The 17236-nt window shown below is 53.5% G+C and carries 15 protein-coding genes; 9 read left to right on the top strand and 6 right to left on the bottom strand.

The window, feature by feature from the left end:
• Positions 1-17 precede the first annotated feature (17 nt).
• From budA to OHL19_RS06340, 6 genes are all read left to right on the top strand, one after another.
• A complete protein-coding gene (gene budA, locus OHL19_RS06315) occupies positions 18-863 on the top strand; it encodes an acetolactate decarboxylase (protein WP_263356768.1) in 846 nt (281 codons plus the stop codon).
• Entirely contained in the window at positions 860-2542 is a 1683-nt protein-coding gene (gene alsS, locus OHL19_RS06320) for an acetolactate synthase AlsS (RefSeq protein ID WP_263356769.1), read from the top strand. The genes budA and alsS overlap by 4 nt, the downstream gene beginning before the upstream one ends.
• A 65-nt stretch (positions 2543-2607) precedes the next feature.
• The gene (mqo, locus tag OHL19_RS06325; protein ID WP_263356770.1) at positions 2608-4095 is read left to right on the top strand and encodes a malate dehydrogenase (quinone); all 1488 of its coding nucleotides are present in this window, start codon (positions 2608-2610) and stop codon (positions 4093-4095) included.
• A gap of 76 nt (positions 4096-4171) precedes the next feature.
• Entirely contained in the window at positions 4172-4528 is a 357-nt protein-coding gene (locus OHL19_RS06330; RefSeq protein ID WP_263356771.1) for a cupin domain-containing protein, read from the top strand.
• A gap of 117 nt (positions 4529-4645) precedes the next feature.
• Positions 4646-6142 (top strand): class II fumarate hydratase, encoded by a 1497-nt coding sequence (fumC, locus tag OHL19_RS06335; RefSeq protein WP_263356772.1) that lies wholly within the window; start codon positions 4646-4648, stop codon positions 6140-6142.
• A gap of 52 nt (positions 6143-6194) precedes the next feature.
• On the top strand, positions 6195-6851 hold the full coding sequence (locus OHL19_RS06340) for an NAD(P)H-binding protein (RefSeq protein ID WP_263356773.1): 657 nt from the start codon (positions 6195-6197) through the stop codon (positions 6849-6851).
• A gap of 39 nt (positions 6852-6890) precedes the next feature.
• On the opposite strand, the gene OHL19_RS06345 is transcribed toward OHL19_RS06340, so the two are convergent.
• From OHL19_RS06345 to OHL19_RS06355, 3 genes are all read right to left on the bottom strand, one after another.
• The gene (locus OHL19_RS06345; protein WP_263356774.1) at positions 6891-7757 is read right to left on the bottom strand and encodes a sensor histidine kinase; all 867 of its coding nucleotides are present in this window, start codon (positions 7755-7757) and stop codon (positions 6891-6893) included.
• 288 nt (positions 7758-8045) lie between these two features.
• Positions 8046-8708 carry an RNA polymerase sigma factor gene (locus tag OHL19_RS06350; protein WP_263356775.1) on the bottom strand — a complete coding sequence of 221 codons (663 nt, stop codon included), beginning with the start codon at positions 8706-8708 and terminating at the stop codon, positions 8046-8048.
• A 418-nt stretch (positions 8709-9126) separates the two neighbouring features.
• Entirely contained in the window at positions 9127-9723 is a 597-nt protein-coding gene (locus OHL19_RS06355) for a response regulator (RefSeq protein ID WP_263356776.1), read from the bottom strand.
• A gap of 630 nt (positions 9724-10353) precedes the next feature.
• Between OHL19_RS06355 and OHL19_RS06360 the strand changes: the two genes are divergently transcribed.
• Both OHL19_RS06360 and OHL19_RS06365 read left to right on the top strand, forming a co-directional pair.
• Positions 10354-11046 carry a response regulator transcription factor gene (locus tag OHL19_RS06360; RefSeq protein WP_263356777.1) on the top strand — a complete coding sequence of 231 codons (693 nt, stop codon included), beginning with the start codon at positions 10354-10356 and terminating at the stop codon, positions 11044-11046.
• A gap of 412 nt (positions 11047-11458) precedes the next feature.
• Positions 11459-14500, top strand: coding sequence for a sensor histidine kinase (locus OHL19_RS06365; protein ID WP_263356778.1), 3042 nt, complete (start codon positions 11459-11461; stop codon positions 14498-14500).
• 98 nt (positions 14501-14598) lie between these two features.
• On the opposite strand, the gene OHL19_RS06370 is transcribed toward OHL19_RS06365, so the two are convergent.
• The 3 genes from OHL19_RS06370 to OHL19_RS06380 form a co-directional block, all read right to left on the bottom strand.
• Positions 14599-15846, bottom strand: coding sequence for a phthiocerol/phthiodiolone dimycocerosyl transferase family protein (locus OHL19_RS06370; RefSeq protein WP_263356779.1), 1248 nt, complete (start codon positions 15844-15846; stop codon positions 14599-14601).
• A gap of 80 nt (positions 15847-15926) precedes the next feature.
• Positions 15927-16403 (bottom strand): nuclear transport factor 2 family protein, encoded by a 477-nt coding sequence (locus OHL19_RS06375; RefSeq protein WP_263356780.1) that lies wholly within the window; start codon positions 16401-16403, stop codon positions 15927-15929.
• 237 nt (positions 16404-16640) lie between these two features.
• Complete coding sequence (locus OHL19_RS06380; RefSeq protein ID WP_263356781.1) at positions 16641-17033, bottom strand: hypothetical protein; 393 nt, start codon at positions 17031-17033, stop codon at positions 16641-16643.
• Between OHL19_RS06380 and OHL19_RS06385 the strand changes: the two genes are divergently transcribed.
• Positions 17023-17236 (top strand): hypothetical protein (locus OHL19_RS06385; protein WP_263356782.1); only part of this gene is annotated, 214 nt, incomplete at its 3' end. The two genes, OHL19_RS06380 and OHL19_RS06385, sit on opposite strands and share 11 nt — an antisense overlap.

Genomic DNA, 17236 nt, shown 5'->3' on the forward strand with positions numbered 1-17236 from the left:
GAACAGCGGTGGTGCTTATGGCGACGTTATCGTGTGACATTCCAGAATCCTTATCCTGGGCGTTAGAGCAGCGATTCCAGGCGACTCGAGAAGACACCTCCACCTTCGTCTCGCGTGTCCTGCTTCGGGCTTTAAGTAAGCCTGTGCATACGCTTTTCCAGGTCTCCACTTCGAGAGCTCTGGTTCAGGGTGTGTACCAGGAAGCGGTCTCGAGTACGCGCCTTCTGGGCCATGGAGATTTCGGCCTTGGCACCTTCGATGAACTCGATGGCGAGATGGTCGTTCTCGACGGTATCGTCTACCAGGTGCGCAGTGATGGAACAGTGCATCATATCGATGGAGATGTAGGCACTCCCTTCGCAACGGTTCTATTCTTCTCTCCTGGTGAAGACGTTCAACTGCAAAGTCTGGAGAGCTTCGCAGCCCTTTGCGCTGTCTGTGACCAGCATCGTGCCTCGCAGAATATCTTCTACGCCTTCCGCGTAGACGGAGTGTTCAGCCATGTGCACACGCGTGCCATGCACAAACAACAGAGCGGAGTCTCGCTCAAGACTGCAGCCGGAAGGCAGCCCGAGTTCCACTTCAACGACATTGAGGGAACACTCGTTGGATTCTGGTCGCCGCAGTATGTTGGTTCCGTTGACATCCCTGGCTATCACTTCCACTTCCTTTCAAAAGACCGCACCAAAGGAGGGCACGTTCTGGAATGCGCAGGAGCCGACATTCGCTTGCAGATCGAGATCGTCAAGGAATTTCATCTTTCCTTACCGGACACCGAAGAGTTCCTTCAGGCAGACCTAACTGTAGACCTTTCAAAAGACCTCAGCGCAGCTGAGGGAAACCACTCAGAGAGGAAATCATGAGTCAGGATAGTGCCATATCCAAAAAGCCAAAGAGTGGCGCAGAAGTAGTTGTAGAAGCTCTCGAACGCCGCAATGTCAGGTGGGCATTTGGAGTTCCCGGCGCAAAGATCGACAGCGTCTTCAATGCACTCAAGGATTCGTCGATTCAGACTGTAGTATGTCGTCACGAGCAGAATGCAGCATTCATTGCCGGCGGCATCGGCCGTATGACAGGCAAGGCAGGAGTCGCGATTGCGACCTCAGGGCCAGGCAGCTCAAACCTTGTAACCGGATTGGCCACAGCCAACACGGAAGGGGACCCGGTTGTCGCACTCGCCGGAGCGGTCGCTCTGGAAGACAGGTTGAAAAAGATTCATCAGACCTTGGACTCAGTGAGCCTCTGCAGGCCGGTCACAAAGTACAGTGTCGAGGTGGACTCTCCCTCAGCCGTTGCCGAAGTCATGGAGAATGCATTTCGCGCCGCTGAAGCAGAACGTCCCGGAGCAGCGTTTGTCAGCTTGCCTATCGACGTGATGGGCGCGCCTGCTGCATGTGAAGCAATTGAACCGTGCGAGATTCCAACGCTTGGCGCAGCCGATGTCGAGTCGATCGCTGAGGCCGCGAGGCTCATCAATAAAGCACAAAGGCCAATCGTGTTATTAGGAATGCTCGCTGGCAGGCCGGAAAATATCGAGGCCGTTCGACGTCTGCTCGACGATGGCAAGCTTCCGGTCGTAGGAACATTTCAAGCCGCAGGAGCAGTCTCGCTAACGGAGTATCCAAGCTTCGCAGGGCGTGTCTGGCAAACCAATAATATGCCCGGTGATCAAGCGTTGGCCGCTGCAGATCTCGTTGTCACAATCGGCTACGATCCTGTCGAATACTGGCCATCCATCTGGAATCGCGGGAATAAACGGACCATCATCCATATCGATTCAGGAAGGGCAGACATCGATAACAGCTATCGTCCATCTGTGGAGTTGATCGGCGGTATCGGACCAACCGTTGCAGCGTTAGCGAACATCGTCATGCACAGCGGACCCGATACCGTGATGAGCAAACTTCTGAAGGAAATAGTTCAGCAACGAGAAGAGGCAGCCCGCATCGCTGCGGCCAAGGGCGGTACGCCGATTCATCCTTTGCGCCTTGTCTCAGGACTTCAATCCCTTCTCTCTCCGGACATGACGCTTTGTCTCGATATGGGCTCGTTTCACCTGTGGATAGCGCGTAATCTGCATAGCTTTCGTGCCCGGCAAGTACTCATCACCAATGGACAACAAACATTAGGCGTCGCACTTCCCTGGGCAATCGCCGCGACACTTGTGCGTCCGGCCGACAAGGTCATATCGATATCGGGCGATGGTGGATTTTTATTCTCTGCAATGGAACTTGAGACGGCCGTTCGTCTAAAGTCAAACCTGGTGCACATGGTCTGGATCGATGGCACTTACGATATGGTGGCCACCCAGGAACGGGAGAAATATGGGCGGGCCTCCGGCATTGAGTTTGGCCCCGTCGATCCAGTGAAGTACGCGGAAGCTTTTGGGGCAAAGGGAATGATGATCAAGTCTCCAGACGAGATCGGTCCGGTGATGAAGCGAGCCCTCGACGCGCAAGGGCCCGTGATCATTGGCGTTCACGTTGACTACAGCGACAATCACCTGCTCTTTGATAACGTCGATACACGGGCGATTCACTAAACCTAGTAACGACAAGACTGTGACGGCAAAACCGTAACGACACGGCAACACAAGGAGAATTCACCATGGAGTCATTACAGCAGCCGGATGCGGTGCTCATCGGGGCAGGCATCATGAGCGTAACCCTGGCGTCGCTTCTCAAACGCCTCGATCCATCAATGGAGATTGTCATCTATGAGGTTTTGAGCTCTGAGGCGCAGGAAAGCTCGAATGCCTGGAACAACGCAGGCACGGGACACGCGGCATTGTGCGAACTGAACTACACTCCCGAGGATGCCTCCGGGAACGTCGACATCTCAAAAGCGCTGACAGTCAACACGGAGTTCGATCTCTCTCGCCAGTTCTGGTCCTACCTCGTGGGAGAGGGTGCGATCAAAGATCCGCAAGCCTTCATCCACCCTGTGCCGCACTGTAGTTTTGTGCGCGGCGAAGACAACGTCGCTTTCCTGAAGCGTAGATACGCAGCGCTCACCGCCAATCCCTGCTACCAGGGCATGGAGTATTCCGAAGACAAGGCCACGCTAAGCGAGTGGTTCCCACTGGTGATGGACGGGCGTGATCCAGCTGAAGCCGTTGCAGCTACAAGGATGCGTACTGGAACGGATGTCGACTACGGAGCATTGACAACTGTGCTGCTCGATTCCCTCCGCGGCATGGAAGGCTTCTCGATCAAGTTCATGAATCGTGTGCAGAATCTCAAGCGTGCAGGCAAGCTCTGGAACGTCACCGTACGCGATGAGATGACAGGCGAAACGGATGAGATCGAAACAAAATTCGTCTTCATCGGCGCAGGCGGCGGCTCTTTAAATCTCCTGCAAAAATCAGGCATCCCGGAAGGCGACGGATACGCAGGCTTCCCCGTAAGCGGCATCTGGCTGCGTTGCGATAACACCGAGGTTTCCGCAAGACACGACGCAAAGGTCTACGGCAAAGCGTCTGTTGGATCGCCGCCGATGTCGGTTCCTCATCTTGATACCCGTCATGTGGACGGAAAGGTATCCATTCTTTTCGGACCCTATGCCGGCTTCTCTACGAAGTTTCTCAAGCATGGATCGTACCTCGATATGTTCGGATCAATCGATCCAGGCAATCTACTGCCCCTGCTTGCCGTGGGCAAAGATAACGTCGCCCTCACCGAGTATCTTGTTGGCCAGGTATTGGAGTCAGACGAAGAACGATTCGCCGCATTGAGGGAGTTCTATCCCCATGTAGACGAAAAGGACTGGCGTCTTGAAGTAGCCGGCCAGCGCGTGCAAATCATCAAGAAGGACCCCATTCACGGTGGCATCCTTCAGTTCGGTACCGAGATTGTCAGCGCGGAAGACCAGTCGCTGGCCGCGATGCTCGGCGCGTCTCCTGGAGCATCCACATCGGTCGCGATCATGCTCGAAGTTATCGAACGCTGTTTCTCAAGCAAGCTTGATCACGGCGGCTGGATTGACAAGCTGCGCAAGATGATCCCGTCCTACGGTGAGTCGCTCATCACTAACATCGAGCTTTGCAGGAAGGTGAGAGAAGATACCGCAGCAGCTCTCAACATCGTGAACCTGTAAGGCCATCCAGCTCAGGCGGCGAACACTGACCGCCTGAGTTTCTACGCATCGAGTTTCTACATATCGAAGGAGGAATATGATCCGCGCATATCGTCTATATACCGGCCCTGATGGCGACTCGCATGTGACCGTGGGCTCAGTCCATACGGACGTACTGGTGAACGCCACGTCCATCCATTTCAAAGAGACCGCTGCACACTCCAACTACGATTGGCACAATGATCCCGTGCCGCAGTATGTTCTTACACTGAGCGGCATCCTGGAGTTCACGACCAAGGGCGGTGAGACGTTCATCCTCGAACCTGGTGACGTTCTCCTCGCCGAAGACCACACTGGCACCGGACACAAATGGAAATTGCTCAACGATGATCCCTGGCGTCGCGCCTACGTCATCTTCCAGACAGGGGCCGACACCCAGTTCATTGCGGACTGATTTCGGAGAAGCATCTGCGAGTGGTGAGGGGCCGAAGAGATCCCTCGCCGCCCGAATCTTTCCTGGCATCGATGCTCATCGCATCAACGCAATCTCTGCACAGCAAGGAGCTCTGCAATGTCACACGTAGAAGATACGCAACTCAAAGATGCCAGCTACACACCAGGCACACTTCTGGATAATGGCCGCTGGCGAATCGAATTCGATTCCATGGGGCAGGTAAAGGTTCCGGCAGATCGCCTATGGGGCGCCCAGACCCAACGATCGCTCATCCATTTCTCCATTGGCAACGACCGCATGCCGATTGAGGTCTACCATGCCTACGGTCTCGTCAAAAAGGCAGCAGCAATAGTCAATGAGCGCCTCGGACATCTGCCTAAGGATAAGGCCGAGCTTATTCTCAAGAGTGCCGATGAAGTTATCGCCGGCAAGCTCGATGAGAACTTCCCGCTGTATGTGTGGCAGACCGGCAGCGGCACACAGAGCAACATGAACGTGAACGAAGTGATCTCAAACCGCTGTATCCAAATGGTGGGCGGCATCATCGGATCGCAGGCGCCGGTGCATCCAAACGATCATGTAAACATGTCGCAAAGCTCGAACGACTCGTTCCCGACAGCCATGCATATTGCTGCGGTCAAAGAAATCAAAGAGAGCCTGCTTCCGAAAGTTCAATCTCTCGAAGCAGCAATCGCAGCGAAAGCTCGTGAATGGCAGAAGGTTGTCAAAATCGGACGCACCCACCTCGAAGACGCGGTGCCACTAACCGTCGGGCAGGAATGGTCAGGCTATGCCATGCAGATCCACAACGCGCTCGCTCGTGTTGAAGCATCTCTCGATGGCATGTATCAGCTCGCAGCAGGTGGAACCGCCGTCGGAACCGGACTCAACGCACCCAAGGAGTTTGGACCGGAGATAGCGCAGACCATTGCAGAATTGACCGGCTACCCATTCGTCACAGCTCAGAATAAATTTGAAGCGCAAGGTTCGCTGGACGCAATCGTTGCAGCCCATGCAGCGCTGCGTGGGTTAGCCGTAGCATTGATGAAGATAGCGAATGACATGCGCTGGCTCGCCTCCGGCCCACGCTGCGGCATCGGTGAACTGGACCTGCCGGAAAACGAACCCGGCTCCTCCATCATGCCCGGCAAGGTCAATCCGACCCAGTGCGAAGCCATTGTCATGATCTGCATCCAGGTTATAGGAGATGACACGGCCGTAGCCTTCGCCGGATCGCAAGGCAACTTCGAACTCAATGCGATGCGCCCGATCATCATCAACAACTTCCTGCACTCGGCGCGCATCCTGGCGGACGGATGCGAAAAGTTCTTAACCTATTCCGTTCAGGGCACACAGGTAAACGAAAAGAAGATTTCCGAATATCTGCGCAACTCATTGATGCTCGTCACAGCATTGAGCCCTGTTATCGGCTATGACAATGCTTCAAAGATTGCACACACAGCGCACCACGATGGCAGCACCTTGCGTGAAGCCGCTATCAAAACCAAACTCATCGATGAAGCGACCTTCGATAAGGTAGTCAACCCGGAAGCAATGGTCGGTGACTTGACTCTGAGTCTTCCTGAAGACCAGCCAGCGCCGACCCGGAAATAGGACTAATCGAATCGATGATTGAGCGGCTCGAACGAGTTTGCAAAGGTGACCAATGAAAGTATTCATCCTTGGAATAACAGGAAGAACCGGCAACCGCATCGCGCAGCTCCTCATCAGCCAGGGGCATGCAGTCTCGGGCCTGTATCGCCGTGCGAGCGACGTTTCCAGGCTACAGGATATGGGAATTCATGCAGTCTCAGGCGATATTGCTACCATCCGTGAGCATGACTTAGCCAAGGCGATTGCAGGCACGGATGTCCTCGTTTTCACCGCAGGCGCGGGAGAGCAGGATGACGAGTCCATGATCGATGCAGTGGACTATGGCGGCGTAAAGAAGTCCGTAGCCGCTCTGCGCCTGGCTGGGCTATCTCGGCTGCTTCTGGTCTCAGTGTTTCCCGAGGCTGCGCGCGAAAAATGCTTTGGAGGCTCCTTCGAACACTATATGTCCGCCAAGAAGAAGGCAGACGTCGAGGTAGCGAACAGCGGCTTGGACTGGGTCATTCTTCGACCGTCGTCCCTCAAGGACGATCCTGGAACCGGACGTGTAAGTCTCGGGCTTGCCAACTTCCACACCGAGATCACGAGAGACGATCTTGCTTCGACCGTGGTTGCACTACTCAACACTCCACGAATAACGAAGAAGATCCTCGAATTGACCGAAGGAGATGATCCAATCGCGAGCGCGGTGTCAGCGATTCAGCTTGCCTGATCTCCACGCATAGCAAATACGCAGTGTTCAAGCGGTCATTCAACCGCAAATCTTTAAATCCACCCCGAATGTCTCTGACACGATTTCAGCTTCTAGTGAGAATCTCGGAAGACGCAAAACAAAAATAGTCTTTCCTGGTGAGGACTCCTTCAGATGCAGGTACCCTCCGTGCTCAAACGCGGCTTGTTCTGTGATTGACAGGCCGAGCCCCACGCCGCCTGCTTTATCCGCGCTTACAAACGGTTGGAAGAGTCGGTTGCGCACAGACGCAGGAACACCGCAGCCATTGTCCTCAACCTGGATGTCGATGAAATGTTCATTGTGACTAAGGGCGACTTCAACTCTTCTTGGTAAAGGACAGTGTTTCAATGCCTGGCATGCATTGAGAGCCAGGTTATATACAGCAGTGCTAAGTTTCGGACCGTCAACTTTAATGTCAACGGACGGACCATCAGCGATCAGCAGTTCAATACCTTGTGCATCCGGGTGCGATCGAACAGAGCAGAGTGAACGTTCGATCAGCAAATTGAGTGAAGACAACTGCAGGTGCAAAGACTTTCCTGTTCGAGCAGCAAGAAGATAAGAATCCAACAAGTCGGTCATATTGCGGATCGCGCTTTGCACATCTTCAAGCAGTTCCTGGCGGTCCGTCGGACAGATCGTCGGATCGCTCATAAACTCAACGTTGCAGTAGATGCCAGCCAAATGATGGCGAAAATCGTGGGAAATGAAAGCAAGCAAATGTGAGCTTTGGATTGATCGCTCAAACTCCAAGGATTCACCATTCGGAATATTGATCTCCTCGGCTGGTTCGCTGCTTATCTGACGAATCCTTGGCATACTGATCTCACGATTGTGGCGAAGCACAGTCCGGTTCCGTCTTTCCCGCGTTTGAACACTTGGCATGATGCCTCCATTGTTCTTAGAGATAGAACCACTGAGTACTTTAATGACCGGCTATTGGTGCAGTTTTGGGTATCAGCAAGACATCCTGCGAGAGTTACACGACTTGCACCTTTTAACCTCAGCGCTCTTGTCGAACTTCATCCGCTCTCTCTTTGTTCACAATTCACAGCGAAAGAGAACGCCGAAGATTATGCAGCCCGTATCGCACATGGTCGAAAATCCATGCTCCGATAACACGCCTCTGCTTTCGGGCAGCCGAAAGACACTTATTGCCAGTTTCGTCGAGCATTAGGATCGGACGGAGGCCAGCTTGGTCAGTTCAGACGGTGGCAAGTATCGAGCATGGCGAGCCATGGAAGCGCGAAGAGAGATTCTCGCTCTCAAGAGGCGGGACTTCGTGGCCGCCTCAGTAAGACCCAGCGTGTTCGCGATCTCCTTCACATTCGTGTCGATCAACTGGTGGAGCTCCACAACCTCTCTGAGATTCGGCGACAATCGGCGAATGGCCGACTTCAGTCTTCTCTCAACATCTCTTGAAATGCAGAGTTGTTCCGGGCCTTCGGAGTCTTCAACTATTTCAAGAAAGTTAGTGTGCTCGGCGTCCGATGCCGAATCTAAGCTACACGTCTGATGACGTCTCTTCTTGCGAAGCATCATGAGCGCAGAATTGATCGCAATGCGTGTGAGCCATGTGGAGAAAGCAGAACGCTCATCGAAGCTTGATAGATACAAGTACGCCTTCATTAAGGATTCTTGCAGCGCGTCTTCTGAGTCTTCGAAATTCCGAGTTATGCGCTGTATCGTTCCGAGTATCTGCTTGGAGTGACGATTGCAGAGTTCAGCATAGGCATGATGATTACCCTTCTTGGCGTATGCCACCAACCGTTCGTCACATACATCCGTGAAGTTGATAACTATGCATTCTGTCTCGATAATAGTGGTTAGGGACATGGATATCTCCTAGTGACTTATTCGAGTGTTAAAAGGTATGCTCTTTGAGCAGCCGGCATTAAGCTTTGAACTTTGTTCTAGCCCTTACGCCTCAGCCTTTGCCCGTGCCTGTCTGCCATTCCCGCAAGAAAATTGCTTCAGCTTTTGCTTTTGTTTTTGCTTTTCTGGCTGTCATTCCCGAAGGGAATCTGCTTCTCCCTTCTTAACAAAAAAGGCAATGCCCAAACTGGCCAATACCAACATTGCGATTTCATAAACGGATCATCTACATCAGTAACTCTATCGACGACCGTTCGCAATGGAAATTATGTATTTATATGGTCTTCTTCGCTGCCCCTACTCTGAACTCACACATCTCAAATGCGTGCCACATAGTAAGTTCAGATTGCCGCACATATCACCGAATCGGACGCTTCATTCAAATCTGAAGAAGACCACGACGTACCGCAATTGTTACAGCATGTGTACGATCGTTTGCCTGTAGCTTTTCCATGATGTTCTTGATGTGGGAGTTGACAGTGGATTCCGCTATATCCAGTTCGTCTGCGATCAGCTTATTTCGATAGCCATCGCGTACGAGGCCGAGTACTTCCAACTCCCTGGTTGTGAGTTGTTCGTCGCCAATGTGATCCATGATACGAGTTGCCAATTGCGCCGATATGTATCGGCCTCGCTCATGTACCGTCCGGATGACCGCAATGATCTCCTCGTTTGGCATGTTTTTCAGAATGTAGGCAGCCGCGCCGGCGTGAAGAGCTCGTTGCAGATCGGCGTCGCTGTCTGAAGTTGTAAGCACGATAATCCTGGCGTCCCTGAAGCGCTTCCGTATTGACGCGAGAGCTTCAACACCATCTTGTCCCGGTAATCGAAGATCCATAAGGGTGATGTCAGGAAGTTCCCGATGGTAGAGCACCAGTGCCTCGCACGCATCCATCGCTTGTCCCACAAGCTCCATATCCTCTTCAGACGAAATAATGGTTCTCAGTCCCGCCCGAAACACCGGGTGGTCCTCCACCGTGAGGATTCGAATTCGTAAGGAGTTTTTCAGTTTGCCCTTTTCCTGGCCTGCAGATCTTGATGTATGCCACGTCAACAACTAGATTAGCCCTATTGGGCTGAGAGGGAACTCACTAAATTCATTGGGTTGAAAATCACGATATTTAACGATAGCAATCCGTATGTCAATCCGATAGAAACAAGGTGAATCTGTGGGAACTCCAGCCGAGATTCATCCCACACAACCCCAGATCCTTCTTCAGACGTTGAGAGGTGCGGCTCGCCATGCTTCTCTCGTCACTATGAGGCTATATGGAACTTATCGCTGATGCACCCCAGAAAAGCATTCAGGCAACTACTGCTCAGGTAATGGCCGGCCTGATCGATATCGCAACCGCTCTCGGGCTCAATAGCCAAACCTGCAGCATTCATCTAAGCGAACAAACGCCGGATATCTCGACAGTTCGACAACTGATAGATAGGCTGTTACGAGACGCCAGAGATATCAGTTGTTTGACGGAGAGGTTACAACGTCTGATGATGTCAGAGGCTGACTTGTGCGGCCGTGAATTCTGTTCCTCAGCAGGCTTAGCACCTCAGCTTTCATTTTTCTACGGCCGCCGTTCTTCTGACATAGGAGGCCCGCACCATGACACTAACTGAAGTGGTCTATCTCGTAGACGACGATTTCCGCGTTCGGGAGTCCATGGCAGACTTCTTCGCGGTTCACGCCTTGCGGACGAAGTGCTTCGACTCGGCCAGCGCCTATCTCGCACACCAAGACGACGCCGCTTCCTCATGCCTGATCCTGGACCTTGAATTAGCCGATGTGAATGGGTTGGAACTGCAGCGGCAACTGCGTGGAAGTGAATCAGCTCCGCCCATCATCTTCGTGAGCGGGGGCAAAGACGTAGCTACGACCGTTCGCGCAATGAAGGCCGGGGCCGTTGACTTCCTTACCAAGCCGGTCGATACCTGTTTACTTTTGTCGGCAGTTCAGTCAGCTTTGGAAAAAGACAAACGCCAGCGAAAGAAGCAAAGCGAACTCGCTGTGCTCCGAGTCAGGTTTGAGTCTTTAACCCCGAGAGAACGCGAAGTGTTCCCTCTGATTGTGGGTGGGCTACTGAACAAACAGTCAGCCGGAGTTCTCGCTATCGCGCATGTCACGTTGCAGATTCACCGCGGGCAGGTGATGCGCAAGATGAAGGCTGAATCGTTGCCTGATCTCGTAAGAATGGCTATACGATTGGGAATACGTCCGTACATGGTGAGGGCTGCTGAAACAGGATGTGTCCGCACCCTCCCGTCCGCGCGCTTATCTTTGGCAACAAGCACTCGGTAAAAATGCTACCGAAGATCACTGTACGCTGCTGTCTTCTTCCTTAATTCCTGTATTAAGCTTAGGCTGTTCTCGCATCCCGTTTTGTCCGGCCGCTCGAAGCCTGTCACACGCCATAAATTGATGCGCATAAGATGTGTCAGGTCGTTGGAGAGCAAACGCAATGCTGTCACGGAAAGAACAACGGTATCCTACTCGTCGAGAATGGTCAGGGGCCTCTTTGAAAAGGCATGAGTGCGCTCAATTGTTGAACTGGGGGACTCTCCGGACGCAAGCCGCGAGCCTCAGAATCTGTGCATTGCATGTCTTCGGAGTACTCCGCGAGATAGCTTCGCCATTGTTCGCGCTCTGCCTATCGATGCTGGTGAGCTTCGGATGTTCTTCTATTGCGACAGCTCTGGAACCAAGCCGTTCAATGGCCCAGCTTGCTCACCGATCATGGGGTGATAAGGAAGGATATCCAGGGCTCGCGTATGCGATTACGCAGACCAAGGACGGATTTATATGGTTGGGAGTACCCAGCGGCCTCTATCGATTCGACGGAGTTAGCTTCGAACATTATGAGCCGGCGTCAGTCGGCAAGTCTCTATACCGGAATGTAGTCAGCCTGCTCGCCCTTCCAGACGGCAGGTTGTGGATCGGCTATATTTCGGGCCAGGTCGGCGTCTTGCAGAACGGCACAATCAAAATCTACGGAAAGGCTGATGGGGTGCCGGACGGAGGAATATGGAAGATAGCTCAGGACCGCGATGGAAATATATGGATAGCAACCGACAATGGATTGACCCGCTTCGATGGCCACCGATGGGAGGAAGTAGGAGCCCGGTGGAACTGTCCGAAGAAGCAGGCTACAGCCTTATTTGTCGATAGCCACGGGACGCTTTGGGCAGCTATAGGACATTCAATCCTGTTTCTCAAACAGGGGTTGAACAGGTTCGAGGACACAGGCGAGTTTGCTCTATCCACGACGTCGATTGCGGAAGCGCCCGACGGGAAAATTTGGATGGCGGACACACAAATGGCCGTTCGGCCCATCGGCATGCCAGGCAGCCCAAGGTTGGCGACCGCCCGGTGTGCAGCGGCAGCCGCAAGCAAAGGAATGCGCGTATTGGGCCCAGCGTGCAACAGCGCCAGCCAGTTGGAGATCCAGTTCGGTTCCTCTGGCATACTTTTTGATCGCAATGGAAGCCTCTGGATTACGACGCTGGGAGACGGACTGCGCCGTTCCCCCTTCCCTCTGCGCCTTAAGAACCAGCCGATAGGCAGGTTTAGCGACGCCCTGGAGTCTTTCACGTCGAAAGACGGCTTAAGCGCAGATTATTCTTTTCCAATATTTGAAGACAGGGAAGGAAATATCTGGGTGGGAACGCAAAATGGATTGGATGAATTCCACGATTCAGCTTTGGTTCCCGTAGTGTTCACGCCGCAAACCCCCTCCGTCTCAATCTCTCCTGATGTGGGAGGCTACGTCTGGGCTGCAAGCAACCTCAACCTTATTGCACGAGTCCATGGCAATTCGACAAATATCCCCATGACCAGATCCGCTGTCGTTTCGGTCTTTCGGGATCTCGTTGGCCAGGTCTGGATGAGCAATGTAACGCATCTGGATCGAATGGAAAATGGGAAGCGTACACGACTCACGAGGCTTCCTACAACGTCTACAACGTTGACCCTGGATGGCGTCGATGTGAAGCTCGGAGGCGACAAATCCGGCACCCTGTGGGCATTTGCAAAGGGCAGGGGATTCGTTTCACTGGATGGCAACAGTTGGAAAGCTTTGAAGACTCCACCTGAAATAACAAATCTGGCTCCGAACTTCGCGTATACGGATTCGACCGGTCGTATCTGGATTGGATTCACCAACGGTGAGATCGCCACGCTGGAGAATGGAAGAGTTACGGTATATCCCGCTGAAGTTGTTCGGCTAAAGATGATAACTGCAATCGACGTGCGCGGACCGCAAATATGGGTCAGCGGAAGCCTTGGAGTGGCTCTCTTTAAGGGCGGGCGCTTTCAACAAATCGAATCCTCAGACACGGAAAGCTTTGCCCATGTTTCCGGAGTTGTGGATGCCGGGAGCGGAGGTTTGTGGTTGAACCAGCGCGATGGTGTCCTTCACATCCCCGCAGACGAGGTCAACAGGTTCATACAGGATCCTTCTTATCGCGTACATTACGATACGTTCGATTCATTCGATGGTCTTCCGGGGAAGAGCCAGCTTAACCCACCCTACCCGACCGCGATTCGTGGAACCGATGGTCGGCTTTGGTTTGTCGCTCAAAAAGGCATCGCATGGGTTGACCCGGCGAGGATTTCCAGGAACACTCTCCCGCCTCCCGTCCAGGTTACAGCTGTGCTGACGGATGGTTCATCCCAATCGAATCTCGCCAATTTACATATCCCTCCTCTGACCTCGACCGTTCAGCTCAACTACACGGCGTTAAGCTTCTCCGTGCCGGAGCGCGTGCGCTTCCGGTATAGATTGGACGGCATCGACAAGGGATGGCAGGACCCGGGCACTAGGCGGGAAGCCTACTACAGCCATTTATCTCCCGGCCGCTATCATTTCCAGGTGATCGCCTGCAATAACGATGGAGTCTGGAATGAAACAGGCGCAACTCTGGACTTTAGAGTCATGCCAGCCTGGTATCAAACTGCCGCGTTTCGGGTCACCTGTGTCATCCTCGTTCTTTGCCTTGTGTGGAATGCCTATCGCCTTCGAGTTCGGCATATTGCGGGCGTCATCAGCGCGCGCTTCGATGAGCGATTGGCAGAACGCACGCGCATCGCTGGCGATCTCCATGACACACTTCTGCAAACCATCCAGGGCAGTAAGCTCGTTGCCAATGATGCGTTGAATAAACGCTCCGACGAAGCCAAAATGCGGCTCGCGCTGGAGCAACTATCGCTCTGGCTTGAGCAGGCAACGCAAGAGGTCCGCGCGGCTGTGAACTCGTTGCGAGACTCAACCATGCTCAGAAACGATCTTGCAGCAGCCTTTCAGCGAGCGGCTGAGAGTGGGCCCGCCATCGGAGTCCTGGCAGCTACATTCTCCGTTATCGGCACCTCCAGGGAGATCCACCCCATCCTGCGCGACGAGATTTATCGCATCGGCTATGAAGCAATCCGCAATGCGCAGGCCCACTCCGATGGAACCCGCCTGGAAGTTGAGCTTCGATATGGCCTTGATCTTGGCCTGCGTGTCCGTGATAACGGAGTAGGGATTGATCCAGCCGTCTCCGCGTGCGGCAGGGACGGCCATTTTGGATTGCAGGGCATGCGTGAGCGCGCCGCGCGCATTGGAGCCAGGCTCATCATTCTCAGCTCGCCCAAATCCGGGACAGAGATTCTTTTGACGGTTCCCGGTGCCGTCGCGTTCATCGACGCAACCCCCGCTCCAGCCTCCAGGCTTCCTGCATTCTTTCGGCGAAAAACTCGGACACCAAAGTCCAAATGATCCCGCCGTTAAAGAGATACCGATAGACCATTTTCACAATATGCGCTGGGGACGACCGCTGCAAAGGGAGAATAGGCAGCCTTTGTAGGCTCGCTGTTTTAGTCTGCCTGGCCCTCGGCAGCAGCCAGTTGGCAGGCTGCCGCAAGCTTCTGTTCGACACTCTCCAGCAGCCCCTCTATCGGATGCCAACTGGTGTGGACAAGATGAAGTGATCCATTGATTGTGGACACGCCTATCGTCTGCTCGTGCTCATGGCCGCGCAACATCACAGGAGCCCACAGGGACTGGATCGTAAGCTTTCCGAAGTCAGGACTGTAAGGAACAAGGCCCACATTCGAGACCATTGCCTCTTCAGAGAATGCAGCTTGATTGAACGCGGCGCCTTCCTCCACGTTCATATTCGTACCCATGGCTTGACTGATAGCCATGAGAACCGGCGCATTACCCTCCACAGTCTTGAACGGGAGCAACGTTTTGCGGACAAAACGCGCCAGATCCCACAAGCTTTCCTGCGAATTCGGCTCAATGACGCTGACAGCTTTAGAGAAAGCAACCATGCAGTGATCCTCGACGCCAATCAGCTTGCGGATATCGACGGGAGAGAAAATGCGAAACGGATTCTCACGCCGCCGCTCATCGAGCTTTCGTCCTGCAACTGCAATAGCCGCGCAAACGATTCCCTGGATCGTCGTATCCTCTTGCCGCGTTCGCTCTAAGAGCAGCTTTGTCAGTTCCTTCGACACGACCCTACTTCTCACGTGCACCGGAGTCTCCACGCATTTCCTTGCAAGATCATGCGAAAAGACAACGCCGGGTTCAGTGGAAGTACGTACCGGAACACCAACAATTTCATCCAGCGAGCGCGGGAAGGGGTACGGCGTGAGCGTCTGCCCGGAGATTGCCGCTACAAGATCGCGCAGAAGAAAGACCGACGACATGCCATCGGCAATGGCATGATGCGTAACAAGAATAACAACGGCCTTTTCTGGCTGGAGTATGAGCACAGCACGAATCAGCGGCGCTTTGGTTGGGTCGAAGAGTGTACGCATCTCGCGTTCCGCTTCACGTTCCCATGTGGAGTTCACTCCAACAACACGTAAAGGAATCGGCTGACCGGTTCCTTTACGGAAGTGAGGAACGCGATTGTAGGTCGTATCAACAGAGACGGAGAGCGTTGGATGGCGCTCCTGCAAGGCGTCAAGCCCGGCTCTCCATTCTGCGACCGTAGTTCGCCCGGTCACCTCGGCAATCAGGCAAAAGTGCTTCGGAGAGCTGTGATCAAAAAGCCAGAGAAACTCTTCAACAGCGCCGAGAGAACGGATGATATCCGTAGGGTTTACAGGCATAGTGAGTTTCCTTTCACTATTCAGCGTCGTTGCGGTCGCAGAGACCGGGCTTTTCTAGTGCATGTCACAGAAGAAGGCGCTTACAGACCAAGCTCGCTCAACCCTGCGTGATCGTCAGGCCGACGTCCCAGCGGCCAGTGGTACAGCCGTTCAGATTCCTTGATCGGCAGATCGTTGATGCAGGCATAACGATGGTGCATGATGCCTTCGGCGTTGAACTCCCAGTTCTCATTTCCATAGGAGCGAAACCAGTTGCCTGAGTCGTCATGCCATTCGTAGGCAAAGCGGACAGCGATCCGATCGTTATCAAACGCCCAGAGCTCTTTGATGAGTCGGTAGTCCAGTTCCTTGCGCCACTTGCGCGTAAGAAACTCGACGATCTGCTCTCTTCCAGTTACAAACTCCGCGCGGTTGCGCCACTTGCTATCCAGGGTATAGACCATCGAGACTCTCTGCGGATCGCGCGAGTTCCAGCCATCCTCTGCTTTGCGTACCATCTTCGCTGCGGTCTCTCGCGTGAACGGAGGAACTATACCTGATTGCGTCGGTGTCGTCATGATGATGTCTCCTCTTTTGATTCTCACAACTGTGAGATTAGTTTCAGCAGGCGAAGCCAAAGGCGTCTGACGGCGGATCAATAGCTCTATCTCTGTAGGCACCGCTTCTGTAGACGTCGCTCTGCAGGCATAGCTTTGCACGCATCGCTATGCAGGAATCGTTGTGCCCCTGAAGAATCCAGTTCTGTTCCTCACGGTTCGCAGCATCCCCATGCTAGAGCAGAGAACTATGCAGCGCTACCATACGTTTATATGGGCTGTGAGCGTTAATGCCGCTTTAATACTGCCGACAGTGTTATAGATATTCCCGCTCAAATTCCCGTTCAGGCCAATTCGGTTCCCTCGCTCATCCAAATGCAAATCTTTAGGTGTTCCCTGGTACGCCACACGACCCATGCCGATCTCATCGACAAAAGTACTTTTGACCTTCTTGTAAAAGTAGCGGAATGTATTCCGTGCCTGGCGCTTCAGCGTCCAGGCAGCGGGTCGGCGATCCCATACAAATGCGTCATAGACCGTCTGTTCGGCTTCTTCTATCATCCAGCCTGATCGACGTACACGGTCAGTAGGAATTTTGAGCACCACGAGATTCCCTTCAAACGAAGGAGGCACTACTGAAATGCGACCCATCGAAACGCTAGATGTTTCCGTACCAAAAGCAAACGACTTCACCACGATGTCGCGCCGAAAAGTTCTTATCCGCGGCGCAATTGTCGCGGCGGGAATCGGTTTGTCCCGGACCGCTTCGGCTCTGTCAATTCAAAGCGAATCCCAATCAGATTCCATCAACATAAAGGGGAAAAGCATGTCTCATCATCTTGACTCACCTATCG

The organism is Acidicapsa ligni, assembly GCF_025685655.1.
In the GTDB taxonomy this organism is placed as follows: domain Bacteria; phylum Acidobacteriota; class Terriglobia; order Terriglobales; family Acidobacteriaceae; genus Acidicapsa; species Acidicapsa ligni.

What these genes read in the sequence shown, in the direction of transcription:
- OHL19_RS06340 (WP_263356773.1), top strand. Translation starts at nt 6,195, where the DNA reads ATGAAAGTATTCATCCTTGGAATAACAGGAAGAACCGGCAACCGCATC.
- budA (WP_263356768.1), top strand. Translation starts at nt 18, where the DNA reads ATGGCGACGTTATCGTGTGACATTCCAGAATCCTTATCCTGGGCGTTA.
- fumC (WP_263356772.1), top strand. Translation starts at nt 4,646, where the DNA reads ATGTCACACGTAGAAGATACGCAACTCAAAGATGCCAGCTACACACCA.
- OHL19_RS06360 (WP_263356777.1), top strand. Translation starts at nt 10,354, where the DNA reads ATGACACTAACTGAAGTGGTCTATCTCGTAGACGACGATTTCCGCGTT.
- mqo (WP_263356770.1), top strand. Translation starts at nt 2,608, where the DNA reads ATGGAGTCATTACAGCAGCCGGATGCGGTGCTCATCGGGGCAGGCATC.
- OHL19_RS06350 (WP_263356775.1), bottom strand. Translation starts at nt 8,708, where the DNA reads ATGTCCCTAACCACTATTATCGAGACAGAATGCATAGTTATCAACTTC.
- OHL19_RS06345 (WP_263356774.1), bottom strand. Translation starts at nt 7,757, where the DNA reads ATGCCAAGTGTTCAAACGCGGGAAAGACGGAACCGGACTGTGCTTCGC.
- OHL19_RS06380 (WP_263356781.1), bottom strand. Translation starts at nt 17,033, where the DNA reads ATGGGTCGCATTTCAGTAGTGCCTCCTTCGTTTGAAGGGAATCTCGTG.
- OHL19_RS06370 (WP_263356779.1), bottom strand. Translation starts at nt 15,846, where the DNA reads ATGCCTGTAAACCCTACGGATATCATCCGTTCTCTCGGCGCTGTTGAA.
- OHL19_RS06365 (WP_263356778.1), top strand. Translation starts at nt 11,459, where the DNA reads ATGGCCCAGCTTGCTCACCGATCATGGGGTGATAAGGAAGGATATCCA.
- OHL19_RS06375 (WP_263356780.1), bottom strand. Translation starts at nt 16,403, where the DNA reads ATGACGACACCGACGCAATCAGGTATAGTTCCTCCGTTCACGCGAGAG.
- alsS (WP_263356769.1), top strand. Translation starts at nt 860, where the DNA reads ATGAGTCAGGATAGTGCCATATCCAAAAAGCCAAAGAGTGGCGCAGAA.
- OHL19_RS06330 (WP_263356771.1), top strand. Translation starts at nt 4,172, where the DNA reads ATGATCCGCGCATATCGTCTATATACCGGCCCTGATGGCGACTCGCAT.